An 18068-nucleotide genomic window follows, 5' to 3' on the forward strand; every position below is an offset into this window, starting at 1 on the left:
GGGCGCGAACGTACACTGCGCAGCATGATTTTATCGCCCGGCCTCTCCGCTGCGAGCCTGCTGCCGCTGGCCGCGACGAGCATCGTGGCGCTGCTAGCCTACCTTGTCGCTGCTTTCCGGCGCGAAGCCAGGTGGCTGGGTGTTGCGCTGGCGGTCGGCTGGATCGGTCATGGCCTGGCCATTGGTCTCCACGCGGCCGGCATCGGCGAGGCGCAGCCTGGCGCTCGCTTCGGTTTCGCGCCCGCGCTGTCGGTGACGCTGTGGCTGGTGCTGGCGGTGTATGCGATCGAAAGCCGCTTCGTGCCGCTGGCCGGCGTGCGGCGAACGCTCGCCTTGCTGGGGGCTGCCGCCGTCGTGCTGACCCTCGTGTTTCCCGGCGAACTGCGACCGCACGCCGGTTCGCCGTGGGCGCCCCTGCACTGGATCCTCGGCATTGCGTCGTATGGCCTGTTCGGCACCGCGTTGCTGCACGCCGCCCTGCTGCGACGTGCGGAGCAGCGCCTGCGCAGCAAGCCGACGGCAGGGGAGGCTCCGCGCGCGTCACCGCCCGGGCTGCCGCTGCTGCGGCTGGAGAAACTGACCTTCCGCTTCGTGGCGGCCGGCTTCGTGGTGCTGTCGGCCACGCTGCTGCTCGGCTGGTGGTTCTCCTCGCCCTGGCGCTGGGATCACAAGAGCGTGTTCTCCGTGCTGGCCTGGGGCGTGTTCGCGGCCCTGCTGGCCGGGCGCCGTGCCTTCGGGTGGCGGGGTCGGCTGGCGACGCGCTGGCTCTATGTCGGGGCCGGGTTGCTGCTGCTCGCCTACGTCGGTTCGCGCTTCGTGCTGGAGGTCGTCCTCCACCGGACGGCCTGATGGCGGCGGACCACGGCATTTTCCGGTCCTCCTCGGTATCGACGCGCACATGAAGTACCTGGTCCTGCTGCTGGTGATCGTGGCCGTGCTGTGGCTGGCGCGTTCACGGCCGCGCGCGGCACGCCCCGACCCGGCAGCCGGACCGGATCGCAACGCGCCGCAGGCCATGATCGAGTGCGCCCATTGCGGTGTGCACCTGCCGCGTGCCGAGGCCGTGACCGGTCTGCAGGGCCTCTACTGCAGCGACGCCCACCGGCTCGCCCACGGCGACTCGCACTGATGGCGGGCACGACCGGATCGGGCCGCCGCCGAGCCCCTGCGGATGGCGGGGCGTCGTGGTTCGGATCGATCGAGCTCGGCCTGCCCGGCGACGACGATGCCGCGCAGTCGCGCTTCGACCGCGGCGAGTGGCGCGAGACCGACGCCGCCGATTCGCGTTTCCTGTCGCGCCAGGCGCGGCGCATCGCCGGATCGGGGCAGAGCGCGGTGTACCGGCTCTACCGTGCTTTCGTCGCCTCTCGGGCGGTGCTCGGGCTCGCGTTGCTCGCCACCGAGGTGGCCATCACGTGGCTGAGTCCACGGCCGCAGCGCGAACTGGTGCTCTCGCTGTGCTCGCTGTACGCGATGGTCGCGCTCTTGTTGTGGGTGCTGCCCAACCTGATGGGTCCGATGCAGCCGGCGCTGCAATCGCGCCTGCGACGCCGCCACTGGATGGCGACGATCGGCGTCGACATGCTGAGCTTCGGCGCTCTGCATCTGCTGGCCGGCGGCGGCGCACTGAACTACTCGGCCCTGCTCGTGCTGCCGGTGCTGATGGCCGGCGTGCTGACGCCCCGTCTGCAGGCGCTCGGCGTGGCCGCCGGGTGCACCTTGATCTTGCTCGCCGCCGCGGGGCTCAACGTGGACGTGACCGGCGAGGCGACGCTGCAGCTCACGCAGGCCGGCCTCGCCGGCGTTGGCCTGTTCGTGGTCGGCCTGATGGCGGGCGAGCTGTCGGGCCGGCTGGCGCGCGAGGAGCTGACGGCGCGCGGCAGCCTCGAGCTGGCGCGGCAGCAGGCGCAACTCAACCGCCTGGTGCTCGAGGAGATGCAGGATGGCGTGATGGTCGTCGACCGCCGCGGCCGGGTGCGTGCCGCCAACCCGGCCGCGCGCCACCTGCTCGACGAGCCACTGATCAGTGCGGCCGACAGCTTCTCGCTGACCGGCGTGCCGGCCTGGCAGCCGTTGGTGAGAGCGGTGGACCGGGCCTTCGGCGAAGGCCACTGGCCCGAGGGGGGGCGCGACGTGGTGTTGCCCCGGGTGGCCTCCAGCGACACGGGCCCGCGCCAGCTGCGCCTGCGCGTGCGCTTCACACGGCGTCGCGAGACCGGGGCACCGGAGGACTACTGCGTGCTCTTCCTCGAGGACCTGCGCACGGTGCAGGCTCGCGTCCGCCAGGAAAAGCTGGCGGCGATGGGTCGCGTATCGGCCGGGATCGCGCACGAGATCCGCAACCCGCTGGCGGCGATCATGCAGGCCAACGCGCTGCTGGCCGAAGACGCCAGCACTGCGCAACAGGTGCAGCTCACGCGCATGGTGGGCGAGAACGCCGAACGCCTCAAGCGCATCGTCGACGACGTGATGGAGGTCGCGCCGGGCCTGCTGCCCGAGCCGGTGCCGCTCGACGCGAGCCTGCAGGTCGCCACCATCTGCGGCGAATGGGCGCGCACCGCGGGCCTGGCGATCGGGGCCGACAGCGTGCTGCGGGTCGACCTGCCGAGCGAGCCGCTCGGCGTGGTGTTCGATGGCGAGCACCTGCGCCGCGTGCTGGTGAACCTGCTCGACAACGCGCTGCGGCACGGGAGCCGCACGGCCGGGGCGGTGCTGCTGCGTCTGGCCGTGACGAGCGACAGCCGGGTCCTTCTCACGGTGGCGAGCGACGGCGAGCAGATCGCGCCGGAGGTCGAGCGCTACCTGTTCGAGCCCTTCTTCTCGACGCGCAGCCGCGGCACCGGACTGGGACTGTATATTTGTCGCGAGCTGTGCGAGCGCTACGGCGCCAGCATCGAGTACGGCTCGCGCGGCGCGCCGGAGCGCCACCGCAACGTGTTCTCCGTCGCCATGCGGCGCACGCTGCTTCCGGACAGCGACTCCCGGCTTCACTTCAGCGCATGAGACCTTCAGTGCCCAGCGATTCCAGCCCTTCGGCGGGATGTGACCGGCCGGTGCGGCGGTGCCCCGCAGCAAGAGTGAAACCATGAGTCCGGCCTCCCATTTCAGCCTGCTGGTGGTCGACGATGAGCCGGACCTGCGCACGCTCTACGAGCTGACGCTGCTGCGCGAGGGCTACGAGATCGAGACCGCGGCCTGTGTCGAGGACGCCTGGGCCCAGCTCGCCGACCGCACGTTCAGCGCGGTGATCACCGACATGCGCCTGCCCGACGGCAGCGGCCTCGACCTGCTGCACCGGCTGGAGGAAGCCGGGCGTCGCGAGAAGACCATCGTCATCACCGCTTACGGCTCGGCGGAAAGCGCCGTCCAGGCCCTCAAGGCCGGCGCCTACGACTACCTGACCAAGCCGGTCGACCTGAAGCTGTTCCGCAGTGTCGTGGCGTCCGCCCTCGGTCGGGCCGCGGCCAGCGGTCCGACCGTGCAACCCGATCAGTTGCCGTCGGAGACGGGTGCAGCGCGGCCGTCGCGCGCCGGCGTCGCGGTTCGCCCGGTGCCGACGATCGTGATCGGCCCGGTCGCCGCGGCAGCGCCGCCGGCCGGCGCACTGGCGCGGATGGCCGGCAATTCGGCCCCGATGCAGCAGGTGCGTTCGTTGATCGAGAAGGTCTCGCGCAGCATGGCTCCGGTGCTGGTGCATGGCGAGTCCGGCACCGGCAAGGAACTGGTCGCACGGGCGATCCACGACAGCGGCGTGCGCCGGGGCCAGGCCTTCATCGCGGTGAACTGCGGGGCGATCCCCGAACAGTTGCTGGAGGCCGAGTTCTTCGGCTACCGCCGCGGCGCCTTCACGGGTGCGAACGAGGACCGCGACGGGTTCTTCCAGGCCGCGCGCGGCGGCACGCTGTTCCTCGACGAGATCGGCGATCTGCCGCTGTCGATGCAGAGCAAGCTGCTGCGCTCGATCCAGGAGCGCTCCGTGCGGCCGGTGGGCGCGACGACGGAGACGCCGCTGGACGTGCGCATCGTCAGCGCGACGCACAAGAACCTGGCGGCCGACGTGCAGGCGGGCCGCTTCCGCCAGGACCTGTACTACCGGCTCAACGTCATCCAGATCCGCGTGCCGCCGCTGCGCGAGCGGCTGGAGGACCTCCCCGCAATCTGCGAGCGCGTGCTCGAGCGCATCGCCGCCGATGCCGGGGTCAGTCCGCCGCCGCGGCTCACGCGCGACGCACTGGCCTACCTGCTGCGCTACCCGTTCGGCGGCAATGTGCGCGAACTCGAGAACCTGCTGCACCGTGCCGTCGCGCTGTGCGATGGTGACGTGATCGACGTCGGCGACCTCGACCTGCCCGAGGCAGCGTTCAGCGACAGCGGCCGCGCCGAACTGGCGGCGCTGCAAGCGGACGCGCTGCCGCAGAGCGCTGCTGCCGAGGTGCCGGCAAGCGCGCTGCCGGCGCCGTTGCCGGACGATCTCGCGGCCTATCTCGACGGCGTCGAGCGCGACATCCTCGTGCGCGCGCTCGAGCGCTACCGTTTCAATCGCACCGCGGCGGGCGCAAGCCTCGGCCTCTCGCTGCGACAGATGCGCTATCGCATGGCGCGGCTGGGGGTCATGGTGGCCGAGCACGGTGTGGCGATCGGGCCGGGAGCCGACGACCCGGACGACGAGCTGCCGCCTGCCGGGTCGGGGCGGGCGTGAGCCTGCAGGCGGCACACTGGCAGGACGGTTGGTGGTCGGCCGCGCGCCGCGTCGATTCCCCCAACCACGGGCCGCGACCGGAGGGCACCGAGGTCACGCTGGCGCTGATCCATTCGATCAGCCTGCCGCCGGGCAGCTATGGCGGCGACGCGATCGAGCGGCTGTTCACCAACACGCTCGACTGGGACGCGCACCCCTACTTCCAGCAGATCCGTGGCCTCGAGGTCTCATCGCATTTCGTCGTGCGGCGCGACGGCGAACTGCTGCAGTTCGTGCCGACCGCGCGGCGCGCCTGGCACGCCGGCCGCTCGGCGTGGCGCGGCCGCGAGAACTGCAACGACTATTCGATCGGCATCGAGCTCGAAGGCCTGGAAGGCGAGCGCTTCGAGCCGCCGCAGTACGAGCGCCTGGCCGAACTGCTGCGTGCGCTCGCGCAGCAGCACCCGCTGCGCGACGTGGCCGGGCACGAGCATGTCGCGCCCGGACGCAAGCTCGATCCTGGCGCCGGCTTCGAGTGGGCGCGACTGCAGTCGCTGACGGCATGGCCGGATCGGTACTTTCCCAAGGGTGTGCTGGCCGCGCGCTGAGCAGGTTCAGGCATCTCGCCGGGCGAAGGCAGATTCCATGCGGCCTCGCAGCCGCTTTTCATGGTGAAGGCACGTCGCGCGCGGCCCCGGTCGCGGCGCGCGAGCGCTGATGCGGCCTGCCTCGGAGATGCCTGGACGGACCATCACGTTTCAAGTCGTGACACGCTAGATATAGTGCTTGTAGAGGCGGCAAGCGCTAGATATAGTGTGCTGATGCCTTCCCGTCTTGCCTGAGCCGAGCACGTCCGGGGTCGCTTTCGCGTGAACATCGACCTCGTCGCCGCCCCGTCCGGGTGGCGTTGCACAGCCCGGCGCTGCGTCTGCTCCGATCGTCCCGCTGTCACGACGGCGATCGGCAGTTCATGGCGCACCGTGTCCCGTACACGTTGGCACCTCGAAGGCTGAACCCAGGCGATCACCCGCAGTCGAACCCCTTGCGCCGGCCCGTCGCAAACACCGTCATCTCATAAGAACCGAAAGGGACCTCATGCAATCCATCAGCTCCAGCGTTCCGGCCGCCGCTCTTGCCGGCGGTGCGCTCGCCGCCACCGCAGTTTCGCGGGCGGCTCCCGGCAGCTCGGCCTATGCCGGCTACCAGATCATCCGGCGCAACGGAGCGGTGGTGGCGTTCGAGCCGAACAAGATCGCCGTGGCCTTGATGAAGGCCTTCCTGGCCGTGCACGGCACCCAGGGCGCGGCCTCGGCCAGCGTGCGCGAGATGGTCGATGGCCTGACCGAATCGGTGGTGCGCGCGCTGCTGCGTTCGCGCCCGGGCGGCGGCACCTTCCACATCGAGGACATCCAGGACGCGGTGGAACTCGGGCTGATGCGCGGCGGGCACCACGAGATCGCCCGCGCCTATGTGCTGTACCGCGAGCGCCGCGCTCAGGAGCGTGCGAAGCAGGGCGCCGCGCCTACAGCGCCGGCCGTCGCGCTGCACGTGATCGATCGCGGCCAGCGCGTGCCGCTCGACACCGGTCGACTGCAGGCCCTGGTGGAATCGGCCTGCGCCAACCTCGGCAGCGAGGTGCAGGCTGCGCCGATCCTCGCCGAGACCCAGCGCAACCTGTACGACGGCGTGCCGATCGACGAGGTCTACAAGGCCGCGATCCTGGCCGCCCGCACGCTGATCGAGAAGGACCCGGCCTACACGCGGGCGACCGCGCGGTTGCTGCTACACACCATCCGCCGCGAGATCCTCGGCGGCGAGGTGCTGCACGAGGAGATGCAGCAGCGCTATGCCGACTACTTCCCGGGCTTCATCAAGCAGGGCGTCGAGGCTGAACTGCTCGACGAGCGGCTGATGCAGTACGACCTGCGCCGTCTGGGTGAGGCGCTCAAGGCCGACCGCGATCTGCAGTTCGACTACCTCGGCCTGCAGACGCTGTACGACCGCTACTTCCTGCACGTTCGCAAGGCGCGCATCGAGCTGCCGCAGGCCTTCTTCATGCGCGTGGCCATGGGCCTGGCGCTGAACGAGGTGGACCGCGAGGCGCGGGCGATCGAGTTCTACGAGGTGCTGTCGAGCTTCGACTTCATGTCGAGCACGCCGACGCTGTTCAACAGCGGCACGCGCCGCTCGCAGCTGTCGAGCTGCTACCTCACGACCGTGGCCGACGACCTGGACGGCATCTACGAGGCGATCAAGGAGAACGCGCTGCTCTCCAAGTTCGCCGGCGGCCTCGGCAACGACTGGACGCCGGTGCGTGCGCTCGGTAGCCACATCAAGGGCACCAACGGCGAGTCGCAGGGTGTCGTGCCTTTCCTGAAGGTGGTCAACGACACTGCGGTGGCGGTCAACCAGGGCGGCAAGCGCAAGGGGGCGGTCTGCGCCTACCTGGAAACCTGGCACCTCGACATCGAGGAGTTCCTGGAACTGCGCAAGAACACCGGCGACGACCGTCGTCGCACGCACGACATGAACACCGCGAACTGGATTCCCGATCTGTTCATGCGGCGCGTCATTGAAGGCGGCGACTGGACGCTGTTCTCGCCGTCCACCTGCCCGGACCTGCACGACAAGTTCGGCATCGCCTTCGAGCAGGCCTACACCGCCTACGAACAGAAGGCCGATCGGGGCGAGCTCAAGCTCTACAAGCGCGTGCAGGCCAGGGACCTGTGGCGCAAGATGCTGTCGATGCTGTTCGAGACCGGGCATCCCTGGATCACGTTCAAGGATGCCTGCAACGTCCGCTCGCCACAGCAGCACGTCGGCGTGGTGCACTCGTCCAACCTGTGCACCGAGATCACGCTCAACACCAACGGCAGCGAGATCGCGGTCTGCAACCTCGGCTCGGTCAACCTCGCCCAGCATCTGGTGCACGGCGCCGATGGCCTGGAGATCGACCACGCCAAGCTGAGGAAGACGGTGTCGACGGCGATGCGCATGCTCGACAACGTGATCGACATCAACTACTACGCGGTCAAGAAGGCGCGCGACTCCAACCTGCGCCACCGTCCGGTCGGCCTGGGCGTGATGGGCTTCCAGGACAGCCTCTACCAGCTGCGCATTGCCTACGCTTCGCAGCAGGCGGTCGAGTACGCTGACCGTTCGATGGAGGCGGTCTGCTTCCACGCCTACTGGGCTTCGACCGAGCTGGCCGAGGAGCGCGGTCGCTACTCCAGCTACAAGGGTTCGCTGTGGGATCGCGGCATCCTTCCGATCGACAGCCTGGATCTGCTGGCCGAGCAACGTGGTGGTTACGTCGACGTCGACCGTTCCACTTCGCTCGACTGGGACGCGCTGCGCGCGCGCATGCAGCAGCACGGCATGCGCAACTCCAACTGCGTGGCGATCGCACCGACCGCGACCATCTCCAACATCATCGGCGTGGACGCATCGATCGAGCCGTCGTTCAGCAACCTGTCGGTCAAGTCCAACCTGTCGGGCGAGTTCACCGTCATCAACGAATACCTGGTGCGCGACCTGAAGAAGCTCGGCCTGTGGGACGACGTGATGGTGATGGACCTCAAGCACTTCGACGGTTCGCTGCGTCGCATCGACCGCGTGCCCGAGGAACTGAAGTCGCTCTACGCCACGGCCTTCGAGGTCGAACCGACCTGGCTGGTCGAGGCGGCGGCGCGCCGCCAGAAGTGGATCGACCAGGCGCAGAGCCTCAACATCTACATGGCAGGCGCATCCGGCAAGAAGCTCGACGACACCTACAAGCTCGCGTGGCAGCGTGGCCTGAAGACCACCTACTACCTGCGCACGGTGGGTGCGACGCACGCCGAGAAATCGACGGTGAAGGCGGGTCACATGAACGCCGTGTCGAGCGGCAGCAGCGGTGTCGATGCTGTTGCGGCCGCTGCACAAGCGCAGTTCGATGCCGCGAGCAACGTGCCCGCCACCGACATGAAGTTCTGCGCGATCGACGACCCGACGTGCGAGGCCTGTCAGTGATTCGCTAGTGCGTGTCGTGCGGTCGTGGTCGCTCGCAAGCGATGCACGACCGCAACAACTTCAGCGCTTCGATGTCAACAAGTGCTTGGTGTTTGAACACAACACTCCGATAATTCAGTTCATAGGAAGTACACCATGCTGGTTTGGGAAGACGACGCTCGTTCCGCCTCCACTGCGACGCATCACACCCCGCCCTCATCGCTGCGCGATGCACGGGCCACAGACTCGTCATCCCCGATTTCCTCATCATCTGCTTCGCAAACGGCTGCGTTGTTCGACGCGCCACCGGCCGCGGTCGATGCAGTGAAGCCCGCGGCAGCTGGTACGCGCCGCGTCAACGTGGCCGACAAGCGCATCATCAACGGCCAGACCGACGTCAACCAACTGGTGCCGTTCAAGTACAAGTGGGCGTGGGAGAAGTACCTCGCCACCTGCGCGAACCACTGGATGCCGCAAGAGGTCAACATGTCGCGCGACATCGCGACCTGGAAGGATCCGAACGGCTTGTCGGAAGACGAGCGCCGCATCATCAAGCGCAATCTCGGCTTCTTCGTGACCGCCGATTCGCTGGCCGCCAACAACATCGTGCTGGGCACCTACCGGCACATCACCGCGCCCGAGTGCCGGCAGTTCCTGTTGCGTCAGGCCTTCGAAGAGGCGATCCACACGCACGCCTACCAGTACATCGTGGAGTCGCTGGGCCTGGACGAGAGCGAGATCTTCAACGCCTACAACGAGGTGAAGTCGATCCGCGACAAGGACGAGTTCCTGATCCCCTTCATCGGCGCGATCATGGACCCGAACTTCCACACCGGTACGCTCGAGAACGATCGCACGTTGCTGAAGTCGCTGATCGTCTTCGCCTGCCTGATGGAAGGCCTGTTCTTCTACGTCGGCTTCACGCAGATCCTTGCGCTCGGCCGGCAGAACAAGATGACGGGCGCCGCCGAGCAGTACCAGTACATCCTGCGCGACGAGTCGATGCACTGCAACTTCGGCATCGACCTGATCAACCAGATCAAGCTCGAGAACCCGCAGCTGTGGACCGCCGAGTTCAAGGCCGAGATCAAGGCCCTGTTCATGAAGGCCGTCGAGCTGGAGTACCGCTACGCCGAAGACACCATGCCGCGCGGCGTGCTGGGTCTCAACGCGTCCATGTTCAAGGGCTATCTGCGTTACATCGCGAACCGGCGCGCGACGCAGATCGGCCTGGAGGAGCTCTTCCCGAACGAGGAAAACCCGTTCCCGTGGATGAGTGAAATGATCGACCTGAAGAAGGAGCGCAATTTCTTCGAGACCCGCGTCATCGAATACCAGTCCGGTGGCGCGCTCTCCTGGGATTGAAGCACCTCGTGCGCACCGCGCTCGGGCCCTGAAGAAGAAGGAAGACAACGAATCAAGATCTGTGGGTGAGACGTTAGCGACGCAGAAGCGCAACGCATTGCCCACGACCCCATTCACTGCACCGGAGCGTCTCTCCAAGGCAGCCCCATGGGCAGTGAATCGCTGTGCCGTATCGAGCGGCACAGTGCTCTTTGCAACTTGATCAAGGAGAATCGTGATGGCAACTGCGAAGAAACCGGCCGCTAAGAAGGCCCCTGCGAAGAAGGCTGCGGCCAAGAAGGCCCCGGCGAAGAAGGTCGCGGCCAAGAAGGCCCCGGCGAAGAAGGCTGCAGTCAAGAAGGCTCCGGCCAAGAAGGCGGCAGCGAAGAAGGCTCCGGCCAAGAAGGCGGCGGCGAAGAAGGCTCCGGCCAAGAAGGCGGCGGCGAAGAAGGCTCCGGCCAAGAAGGCAGCGGCGAAGAAGGCCCCTGCGAAGAAGGCCGCGGCAAAGAAGCCTGCCGCGAAGAAGGCCGCCAAGAAGCCGGCTGCGAAGAAAGCCGCGAAAAAGCCGGCTGCGAAGAAGGCCCCTGCTGCCCCTGCTGCGCCTGCAGCCCCGGCAGCGAAGACCACGCTCAGCCCGCAAGCGGCCTGGCCTTTCCCGACGGGCACCAAGCCCTGACAGATCGGCTCGACAACTTGAAAGCCCGGCTTCGGCCGGGCTTTTTCATGGGCGGCCGCACCAGCGGCAGCGCGCGAGCGACCTACAGGGGTTGGGTGTCTGCGAACCCGTTGGCAGGCAGTGCCGTCACGAGTCGGCCGCGGTCCAGGTTCGCTGCAAGTTCCTGCTTGCGAGCGGCGGCGTCGGCGGCCTTGTCGCGGGCTTCACGCTGAACTGCGCTCAGCGCCGGGCGTTCCGCCAGTTCCTTCTGCAACTGCGCGATCTGGCGCTTGGCCTGGGTGGCGTTCTGGCCCGCCACGGCGCGTGCCTTCTCGAGGCGTTGCAGCACGGCGCCCAACTGGCGTCGGTACCACCAGGCGCACATCAGCCACGAAAGCGCGGCCAGCGCGAGCGCAGCGCCAATCAGCAGCAGCCAGTTCGTGAGAGTCATCGCACACTCCTTCTGCAGCCGCACGTTCGCCGGCCACTCAGCATGATGCGAAAGATAGCCCCTCGGCCGCCACTGCGTCCGTGAATCCATCTCGCGCACTGCCGCCTCGGAAGTGCGCGGCCGCGTCGGGACCGTGCACTACGACACGCTCGACGCCGATTCAGAGTTCGAGCGCGGCCCGATCGATGCGGTGGTTCTGCGGGCCGGCACTGGCGATCTTCAGCGCACCGACGCGGTTTCCCAGTTCGGCGCAGCGCGCCAGCGACCAGCCGCGCTCGAGGCCGTAGAGCAGTGCGCCGCGGAAGGCGTCGCCGCAACCGGTCGGATCGACGACCGCTGTGGCGGCCACGCCGGGAACGCGTTGCACCTGCCCCTGCTCCCACACTTCGCAGCCGTCGGCACCCAAGGTGACGAACAGGCCGCGCAAGTGGGAGCGCGACAGCTGCTCGAGGCTCAGGCCGGTGCGATCGCACAGCATCCTGGCCTCGTAGTCGTTCACCGCGACCCAACTCGCCTGCTCGACGAAGCGGCGCAGTTCGGGGCCGTCGAACATCGGCAGGCCCTGACCCGGATCGAAGATGAACGGGACGCCGGCATCGTGCAGTTGCTGGGCGTGCTCGATCATCGCTTCGCGGCCGTCCGGCGCCACGATGGCGAGGGCGAGATCGCCGCGCGGAGGCACCGCCGTACGCTGCGCGAACTGCATCGCGCCGGGGTGGAACGCGGTGATCTGATTGTTGTCCTGGTCGGTGATGATGATCGCTTGCGCGGTGTAGCTTTCGTCGATGCGCTTGACCAGCGTGGTGCTCACACCCCAATCGCGCAGACGCTGCAGGTAGTCGTCACCGTCGGCGCCGAGCGTCGCCATCACCACCGGCGTGCCGCCCAGTTGCTGATGGGTGTAGGCGATGTTGCCGGCGCAACCGCCGAATTCGCGCTTCAGCGTGGGGACCAGGAAGGACACGTTGAGGATGTGAATCTGCTCCGGGAGGATCTGCTGCGCGAAGCGGCCGGGGAACGTGGTGATGGTGTCGAACGCGAGCGAACCGCAGATCAAGGCCGGCATGGCAACTCCGAGAAGAGAAAGAAGAAGGAAGGCGGTCGGGCGGCCAGCGGTGGACAAGCGGCTCAGGGATAGAACAGCTCGACCGTGTAGCCGCTGATGCGCGCGCCGCGCGCCGTCATCAGCGCTTGCAACTGGCTTTCCGATCCAGGAGCGAGTGCCACGCCGGGCACCGCTCCGCCCGTGGCGGTGCGGAAATCGGCCGGCGCCAGCGCCCGCCGCGAGATCAGGGTGCCGCTGTTGTCGGTGACGGTGAGGTCGATCGACGGCAGAGCGATATCCACCTGGCCCCGGTTGTGCAGCGTCAGGCTCAACCGATAGGCGTCGCTGCCCTCGACCTGCGTCAGTCCACTCGATTCGACGGTGATGGCCGCAAGGCGCCGCAACGGTTCGATGCGGCAGTCCAACACCTCGCACAGCGTCTCCAGCGTCGGACGAGCCTGCGGCCACTGTGCCGCAAAAGCGTCGCGGTACTGCACCGCGATCTGCGTGAGCAGCGTGCCGACCAACATCGCCGTGGCCACGACGAGCGAGGCGCGCACCCGTGGGCGACGCCAGCGGGCTGCATCCTCGGCTTGGCGGAGGAAGCCGGGTGTGCCGGCGATCGCGGGCGCTGCGGGCGGAGGAGGCGTCGCCGCTTCGTCGCCGATCGGAGCCTCCAGCAGCGAGCTCATCGCAGCCGCCTGCCGCGCAGCACGGCTGTCGCGCCAGCGTTGCAGCAACGGTGCGGACGGCTTTGCGCTCTTCGTGTCGGCAGGCGGTGGCGGCGACACGTCGGTGTCGCCCTCTGCCGCTTCCTGGTCCGGTGCCGCAGCGTCGTTCGGGAATTCGCTCGGAAAGCGGGCGTCGGCGAAATCAGGGTACTCGTCCGAACGGCTGTCGACGGCTTGCGGCGCGAAGAAGCGCGACTCGATCGCATCGTGCTCCTGGGTGGCCGGGACGGCCGCCAGCGCACCGTGCTCGCTGCTGCCCGGGTGATGGCTCGCGACGAATTCAGCCATGCCTTCGACGACCGACTGCGTGGCGCTGGCCTTCGGCGTGCGCTGTGGCGGGGCCTCGCGCTCCAGATCGAACAGGCCCTCGAGCGCGTTGAAGGTTTCTTCGCAGCGCCCGCAGCGCACCCAGCCTTCGGAGACCTTGAGCTGGTCCTGCACGACACGGAAGATCGTGCCGCAGGCGGTGCAGCGGGTGGCCAGGCTCATGCTGCGAATGATGCCATCGCGCAGGCCCCTCTCAGGCGGCGCGGCGGGCCGTCATCAGGATCCAGCCGTCTTCACCATCGCTGACCTCGAGCTGCAGCCACGGCGCATAGGCCGCCTGCAACTCTGCGGCCTGGCGCTCCAGGATGCCGGCCAGCACGAGGTGGCCGCTCGCAGAGACATGGGCGCTGAGCAGCGGCGCCAGCAGCTTCAGCGGCGTGGCGAGGATGTTGGCCAGCACCAGCGGATAGGCCGCCGCCGGGCTGCCGGCCCTTTCGGGCAATCCGGCGTCGAGCGTCACACCATTGGCCCGTGCGTTGTCCCGGGTCGACTGGATCGCCGCAGGGTCGATATCGACCGCGTCGATCGGCGTCGCTCCGAACAGCGCGGCACCGATGGCGAGGATGCCCGAGCCGCAGCCGTAGTCGAGCACGCGTCGGCCGCGCACCGCAGCCTCGTGCGTGGCGATCCAACGCAGGCACATGCGCGTCGTCGGGTGCGTGCCGGTCCCGAAGGCGAGACCGGGATCGAGCCGGATCACCTGCGTCGCCGCGGCCGGCGCCTCGTGCCACGACGGCACGATCCAGAAGCTCGGCGTGATCTCGACCGGCGCGAACTGCGACTGCGTCAGCCGTACCCAGTCCTGCTGGGGCACCGGCTGCAGCGAGTGCACCTGCAGATCGGCGACCCACTCCTGGGCCATCAGCAGCGTCGCGGCTTCGGTCGCGGTCGACTCGTCCGGGAACAGGGCACGCAGTGTGGAGCGCTGCCAACCGGCTTTCGGTGCCGGCATGTCGGGTTCACCGAACAAGGCCTGCTCGGCCGGCGTGTCGGCGTCCGCGTCTTCGACCGAGACGCTCAGCGCCTCCAGTTCCATCAGTGCGTCCGACACCGACTCGACCTGCTCCTCGCGGGCGAGCAGCACCAGCTCGAACATGCTCGTGTCCGCCACGTCAGCGCTTGCGCTGGGCCATCCAGCCTTCGAGGTAGTGGATGCAGGTGCCGCCCTCGACGAACTTCGCGTCCACCACCAGTTCGCGGTGCAGCGGCGTGTTGGTCTGGATGCCCTCGATCACCGTCTCCAGCAGCGCCGTGCGCATGCGCGCCAGCGCCTGCTCGCGGGTGTCGCCGTGGGTGATGATCTTGCCGATCATCGAGTCGTAGTTCGGCGGCACGAAGTAGTTGGTGTAGGCATGCGAATCGACCCGCACACCGGGGCCGCCCGGCGGATGCCACATCGTGATGCGGCCCGGTGACGGCGTGAACTTGTACGGATCCTCGGCGTTGATGCGGCACTCGATCGCGTGGCCCCGCATCTCGATCTGGCGTTGCGTGAACGGCAGCTTCTCGCCGGCGGCGATCTTGATCTGCATCTGCACGATATCGATGCCGGTCACGAGTTCGGTCACCGGGTGCTCGACCTGCACGCGGGTGTTCATCTCGATGAAATAGAACTCGCCGTTCTCGTACAGGAACTCGAAGGTGCCGGCGCCGCGGTAGCCGATCTTCTTGCAGGCGGCCACGCAACGCTCGCCGATGCGCTCGATCACGCGTCGCGGGATGCCGGGCGCGGGGGCTTCCTCGATGATCTTCTGGTGGCGTCGCTGCATCGAGCAGTCGCGTTCGCCCAGCCACACCGCGTTGCGGTGGCTATCGGCCAGCACCTGGATCTCGATGTGGCGCGGGTTCTCGAGGAACTTCTCCATGTAGACGGTCGGGTTGCCGAAGGCCGCGCCGGCCTCGGCCCGCGTCGTCTGCACCGCATGGATCAGCGCCGCCTCGGTGTGCACCACCCGCATGCCGCGTCCGCCGCCGCCGCCGGCCGCCTTGATGATGACCGGATAGCCGACCGCGCGCGCCTGGCGGATGATCTCCTTCGGGTCGTCCGGCAGCGCGCCTTCGGCGCCCGGCACCGTGGGCACGCCCGACTTGATCATGGCCTGCTTGGCGGCCACCTTGTCGCCCATCACGCGGATCGACTCCGGCGTCGGCCCGATGAAGGTGAAGCCGCTCTGCTGCACGCGCTCGGCGAAGTCGGCGTTCTCGCTGAGGAAACCGTAGCCGGGGTGGATGGCCTCGGCGTCCGTCACCTCGGCGGCGGCGATGATGGCCGGCATGTTCAGGTAGCTCTGCGCCGAGGCCGGCGGGCCGATGCAGACCGCCTCGTCGGCGAGCTTCACGTACTTGGCGTCGCGGTCGGCCTCCGAATAGACGATCACGGCGCGGACGCCGAGTTCGCGGCAGGCTCTCTGGATGCGGAGGGCGATCTCGCCTCGGTTGGCGATGAGAATCTTCTTAAACATGGTGCTCGGCTCGCTCGCAGCGCGCTGCGCACGCAGTGCAATCTGGTTCCAGCATCACGTGCGTTGCACGCCCATGAGCCTCCACCGCAACGCCTGCGGCGTCGTCGCCCCGGTTCGCGATCAGTATCTTCTTGAACATCGAGTGCTCTGCCTCACTCGATGATGAACAGCGGCTGCCCGAACTCGACCGCCTGGCCGTTCTCGCAGAGGATCTTCGTGACCGTGCCCGACTTGTCGGCCTCGATCTCGTTCATGATCTTCATCGCCTCGATGATGCAGATCGGCTCACCTTCCTTGATCTCCTGGCCGACCTCGACGAAGGCCTTGGACCCCGGGCTCGACGAGCGGTAGAAGGTGCCGACCATCGGCGACTTCACGGGGTGTCCCACCGGTGCGGCGGGCTCCGGTGCAGCCACCGCCGGTGCCGGCGCGGCGGCGACGGCCGCGACCGGTTGAGCGGCGACGGGCGCTGCGACCGGCGCGGCCACCACGGCGGCCACCGGCGCGCTCTTGACGATGCGCACCTTGCCGTCGGCCTCGGTGATTTCCAGTTCGGAGACGTTGGACTCCGACACCAGGTCGATCAGCGTCTTCAGTTTGCGCAGGTCCATGGGCTTCTCTCTCCAACGAATGTCGTTATGGTTTCAAACTGGGCCTGCGCGGCGAGCGCCGCTGCAGGGCCGTCGCTCAGCCGCGCGGGCTGCTGCCGAGCCGTTCGAGCGCGAATTCCAGCGCCAGGCGGTAGCCGCTGGCGCCCAGGCCGACGATCACGCCTTCGGCCAGTTCCGAGAAATAGGAATGGTGGCGGAAGGCCTCGCGGCGGTGCACGTTCGACAGGTGCACCTCGACGAAGGGAAGGGCCACCGCGGCGAGCGCGTCGCGCAGTGCGACGCTGGTGTGCGTGAAGGCAGCCGGGTTGATCAGGATGAAGCGCGTGCCGTCGTCGCGTGCCGCCTGCACCCGATCGACCAGCGCCCCCTCGTGGTTGCTCTGGAAGCTCGCCAGCCCGAACCCTGCCTCGCCCGCACGGCGCAGCAGGGCCGCGTCGATCTCGGCCAGCGTCGTGGCGCCGTAGACCGCCGTTTCGCGGCTGCCGAGCAGGTTGAGGTTGGGTCCGTGAAGGACGAGTATTTCCATCAGATGCGAGTTCGATGCCGGCAGATTCCCCGGCGAAGCCGCGACTTTACGCGCAAACCGAGGTCGGGTCGATCGCGATGCGAGACAGATCAGCCCAGTGCTCGGGCCCAGGCGGCCAGGTCTTCGTAACTCGTCTCACCCAGCTTGCGCTGCACCGGCCGGCCGCTCGCATCGAAGGCCACGGAAAAGGGCAGACCACCCTGCTCGTTGCCGAGCTGCCGCGACAGCTCACTGCCCTCGAAGCCCGCCAGCCCGATCGGAAAACCGAGCGTCATCCTGGCAAGGAACTCGCGGACCGGCGTAGGCCCGTCGACGGCCAATCCGACAACTTGCCAGCCTTTTGGCAGGAAATCGCGATGAAAGCGATCTATTTGCGGCAATTCTCGAACGCAGGGGGCACACCAGGTCGCCCAGAAGTTGATCAGTAGCGGCTTGCCGCGCAGGCTTTGCATCACCAGCGTGCCGCCTTCGGGCCGCTCGAAGCTCGATGACCACAGTGCCGCGACGGCCGGATCAAGCGGCGGCGGTTCGTGCCGCAGCGCCAGCCAGGCGCCGGCGGCCACGCCGGCCCCCGCGCCGAGGCCGAAGACCAGGTGGCGGCGGCGTGTCGAAGCCGGAGCGGGCGGATTCATCAGGCGTCCTTCATCATCAATTGGCGTAGTGCCGCGGCGTCGCCGCGGGCGCTGCGGCCCTGGGCGTCGCGCTTCAGCGCGCCGCGGAGATCGTCGTGGTCCAGGATGCTGAGGTGCACCGTGATCGATTCGTTCAGCCCGGCGCAGGGCTGGGCAAGGCTCAGCACGTCGACGGTGCGTCCATTCGCGCTTCGGGTGCTGCCGACGTCGTAGCCGATGCCGGCATTCAGCAAGGCGATCTCGGCCGCCTTCGAATCGTCGCAGTAGAGCTGCAGGTGAACATCGTTCAGCCGGGTGGCGGTTCCGCGCCAGACAGCGCCGGTCAGATGCGGGCGGAACTCCGCCAGCCGCTCCATCCACAGCAGTGCCACCTCGCGGAGCGCCGCCAGTTCGACCGGCTGGGTGTCGGCACAGAACAGATCGAGGTAAGCGCGGACTTCGGATTCCAGCAGGTCGTTGTCTGGAAGATCACGTGCTGGCAGGCCACGTTTGCCCAGCAGTTTCAGTGCCCGCTGCTTGGCCGGACCGTACTCGAGGCCTTCCTCGACGACGAGGCGGGCCGCGGTCGCGGCGATCTCGGTGCTGATGGCGGAAGGGGTGGAAGACGACATGGCGC

17 protein-coding genes are annotated in these 18068 nt (G+C 68.1%); 8 read left to right on the forward strand and 9 right to left on the reverse strand.

The features are described 5' to 3' along the window. Positions 1–24: 24 nt before the first annotated feature. The 8 genes from ASC67_RS06205 (at position 25) to ASC67_RS06240 (ending at position 10688) form a co-directional block, all read left to right on the forward strand. Positions 25–849: an inner membrane protein YpjD gene (locus ASC67_RS06205; protein ID WP_056316579.1), complete on the forward strand. Its 825-nt coding sequence runs from the start codon at positions 25–27 to the stop codon at positions 847–849. A gap of 49 nt (positions 850–898) precedes the next feature. Beyond that, a complete protein-coding gene (locus ASC67_RS06210; protein ID WP_056316582.1) occupies positions 899–1129 on the forward strand; it encodes a PP0621 family protein in 231 nt (76 codons plus the stop codon). Further along, positions 1129–3003: a PAS domain-containing sensor histidine kinase gene (locus ASC67_RS06215; protein ID WP_056316585.1), complete on the forward strand. Its 1875-nt coding sequence runs from the start codon at positions 1129–1131 to the stop codon at positions 3001–3003. Before ASC67_RS06210 ends, ASC67_RS06215 begins: the two co-directional genes overlap by 1 nt. 82 nt (positions 3004–3085) lie before the next feature. Beyond that, on the forward strand, positions 3086–4699 hold the full coding sequence (locus ASC67_RS06220; protein WP_056316588.1) for a sigma-54 dependent transcriptional regulator: 1614 nt from the start codon (positions 3086–3088) through the stop codon (positions 4697–4699). Beyond that, on the forward strand, positions 4696–5286 hold the full coding sequence (ampD, locus tag ASC67_RS06225; RefSeq protein ID WP_056316591.1) for a 1,6-anhydro-N-acetylmuramyl-L-alanine amidase AmpD: 591 nt from the start codon (positions 4696–4698) through the stop codon (positions 5284–5286). The genes ASC67_RS06220 and ampD overlap by 4 nt, the downstream gene beginning before the upstream one ends. Before the next feature lie 487 nt (positions 5287–5773). Further along, on the forward strand, positions 5774–8689 hold the full coding sequence (locus ASC67_RS06230; RefSeq protein WP_056316593.1) for a ribonucleoside-diphosphate reductase subunit alpha: 2916 nt from the start codon (positions 5774–5776) through the stop codon (positions 8687–8689). A 135-nt stretch (positions 8690–8824) separates the two neighbouring features. After that, positions 8825–10033: a ribonucleotide-diphosphate reductase subunit beta gene (locus ASC67_RS06235; protein ID WP_082535857.1), complete on the forward strand. Its 1209-nt coding sequence runs from the start codon at positions 8825–8827 to the stop codon at positions 10031–10033. A 217-nt stretch (positions 10034–10250) separates the two neighbouring features. After that, on the forward strand, positions 10251–10688 hold the full coding sequence (locus ASC67_RS06240; protein ID WP_011830788.1) for a histone H1-like DNA-binding protein: 438 nt from the start codon (positions 10251–10253) through the stop codon (positions 10686–10688). A gap of 82 nt (positions 10689–10770) precedes the next feature. On the opposite strand, the gene ASC67_RS06245 is transcribed toward ASC67_RS06240, so the two are convergent. The 9 genes from ASC67_RS06245 to ASC67_RS06285 all read right to left on the reverse strand — a co-directional run bounded on the left by ASC67_RS06245 (position 10771) and on the right by ASC67_RS06285 (position 18063). Next, positions 10771–11118 carry a hypothetical protein gene (locus ASC67_RS06245; protein WP_056316596.1) on the reverse strand — a complete coding sequence of 116 codons (348 nt, stop codon included), beginning with the start codon at positions 11116–11118 and terminating at the stop codon, positions 10771–10773. Between the two features lie 160 nt (positions 11119–11278). Next, positions 11279–12184 carry a carbohydrate kinase family protein gene (locus tag ASC67_RS06250; protein ID WP_056316599.1) on the reverse strand — a complete coding sequence of 302 codons (906 nt, stop codon included), beginning with the start codon at positions 12182–12184 and terminating at the stop codon, positions 11279–11281. Positions 12185–12246: 62 nt separating this feature from the next. Next, entirely contained in the window at positions 12247–13383 is a 1137-nt protein-coding gene (locus ASC67_RS06255; protein ID WP_056316602.1) for a zinc-ribbon and DUF3426 domain-containing protein, read from the reverse strand. Between the two features lie 31 nt (positions 13384–13414). Beyond that, positions 13415–14317, reverse strand: a complete 903-nt coding sequence (prmA, locus tag ASC67_RS06260) for a 50S ribosomal protein L11 methyltransferase (RefSeq protein ID WP_056318182.1) — start codon at positions 14315–14317, stop codon at positions 13415–13417. Positions 14318–14333: 16 nt separating this feature from the next. Further along, a complete protein-coding gene (accC, locus tag ASC67_RS06265) occupies positions 14334–15683 on the reverse strand; it encodes an acetyl-CoA carboxylase biotin carboxylase subunit (protein ID WP_056316605.1) in 1350 nt (449 codons plus the stop codon). Between the two features lie 152 nt (positions 15684–15835). Then, the gene (accB, locus tag ASC67_RS06270) at positions 15836–16294 is read right to left on the reverse strand and encodes an acetyl-CoA carboxylase biotin carboxyl carrier protein (protein WP_056316608.1); all 459 of its coding nucleotides are present in this window, start codon (positions 16292–16294) and stop codon (positions 15836–15838) included. 76 nt (positions 16295–16370) lie between these two features. Next, a complete protein-coding gene (gene aroQ, locus ASC67_RS06275) occupies positions 16371–16823 on the reverse strand; it encodes a type II 3-dehydroquinate dehydratase (protein ID WP_162245622.1) in 453 nt (150 codons plus the stop codon). An 86-nt stretch (positions 16824–16909) separates the two neighbouring features. Further along, positions 16910–17452 (reverse strand): TlpA disulfide reductase family protein, encoded by a 543-nt coding sequence (locus ASC67_RS06280; RefSeq protein ID WP_056316616.1) that lies wholly within the window; start codon positions 17450–17452, stop codon positions 16910–16912. Next, a complete protein-coding gene (locus tag ASC67_RS06285; RefSeq protein ID WP_056316619.1) occupies positions 17452–18063 on the reverse strand; it encodes a hypothetical protein in 612 nt (203 codons plus the stop codon). Before ASC67_RS06285 ends, ASC67_RS06280 begins: the two co-directional genes overlap by 1 nt. Positions 18064–18068 lie beyond the last annotated feature (5 nt).

Origin of the sequence: Methylibium sp. Root1272 (assembly GCF_001425905.1) — a bacterium.
In the GTDB taxonomy this organism is placed as follows: Bacteria; Pseudomonadota; Gammaproteobacteria; order Burkholderiales; family Burkholderiaceae_C; genus Methylibium.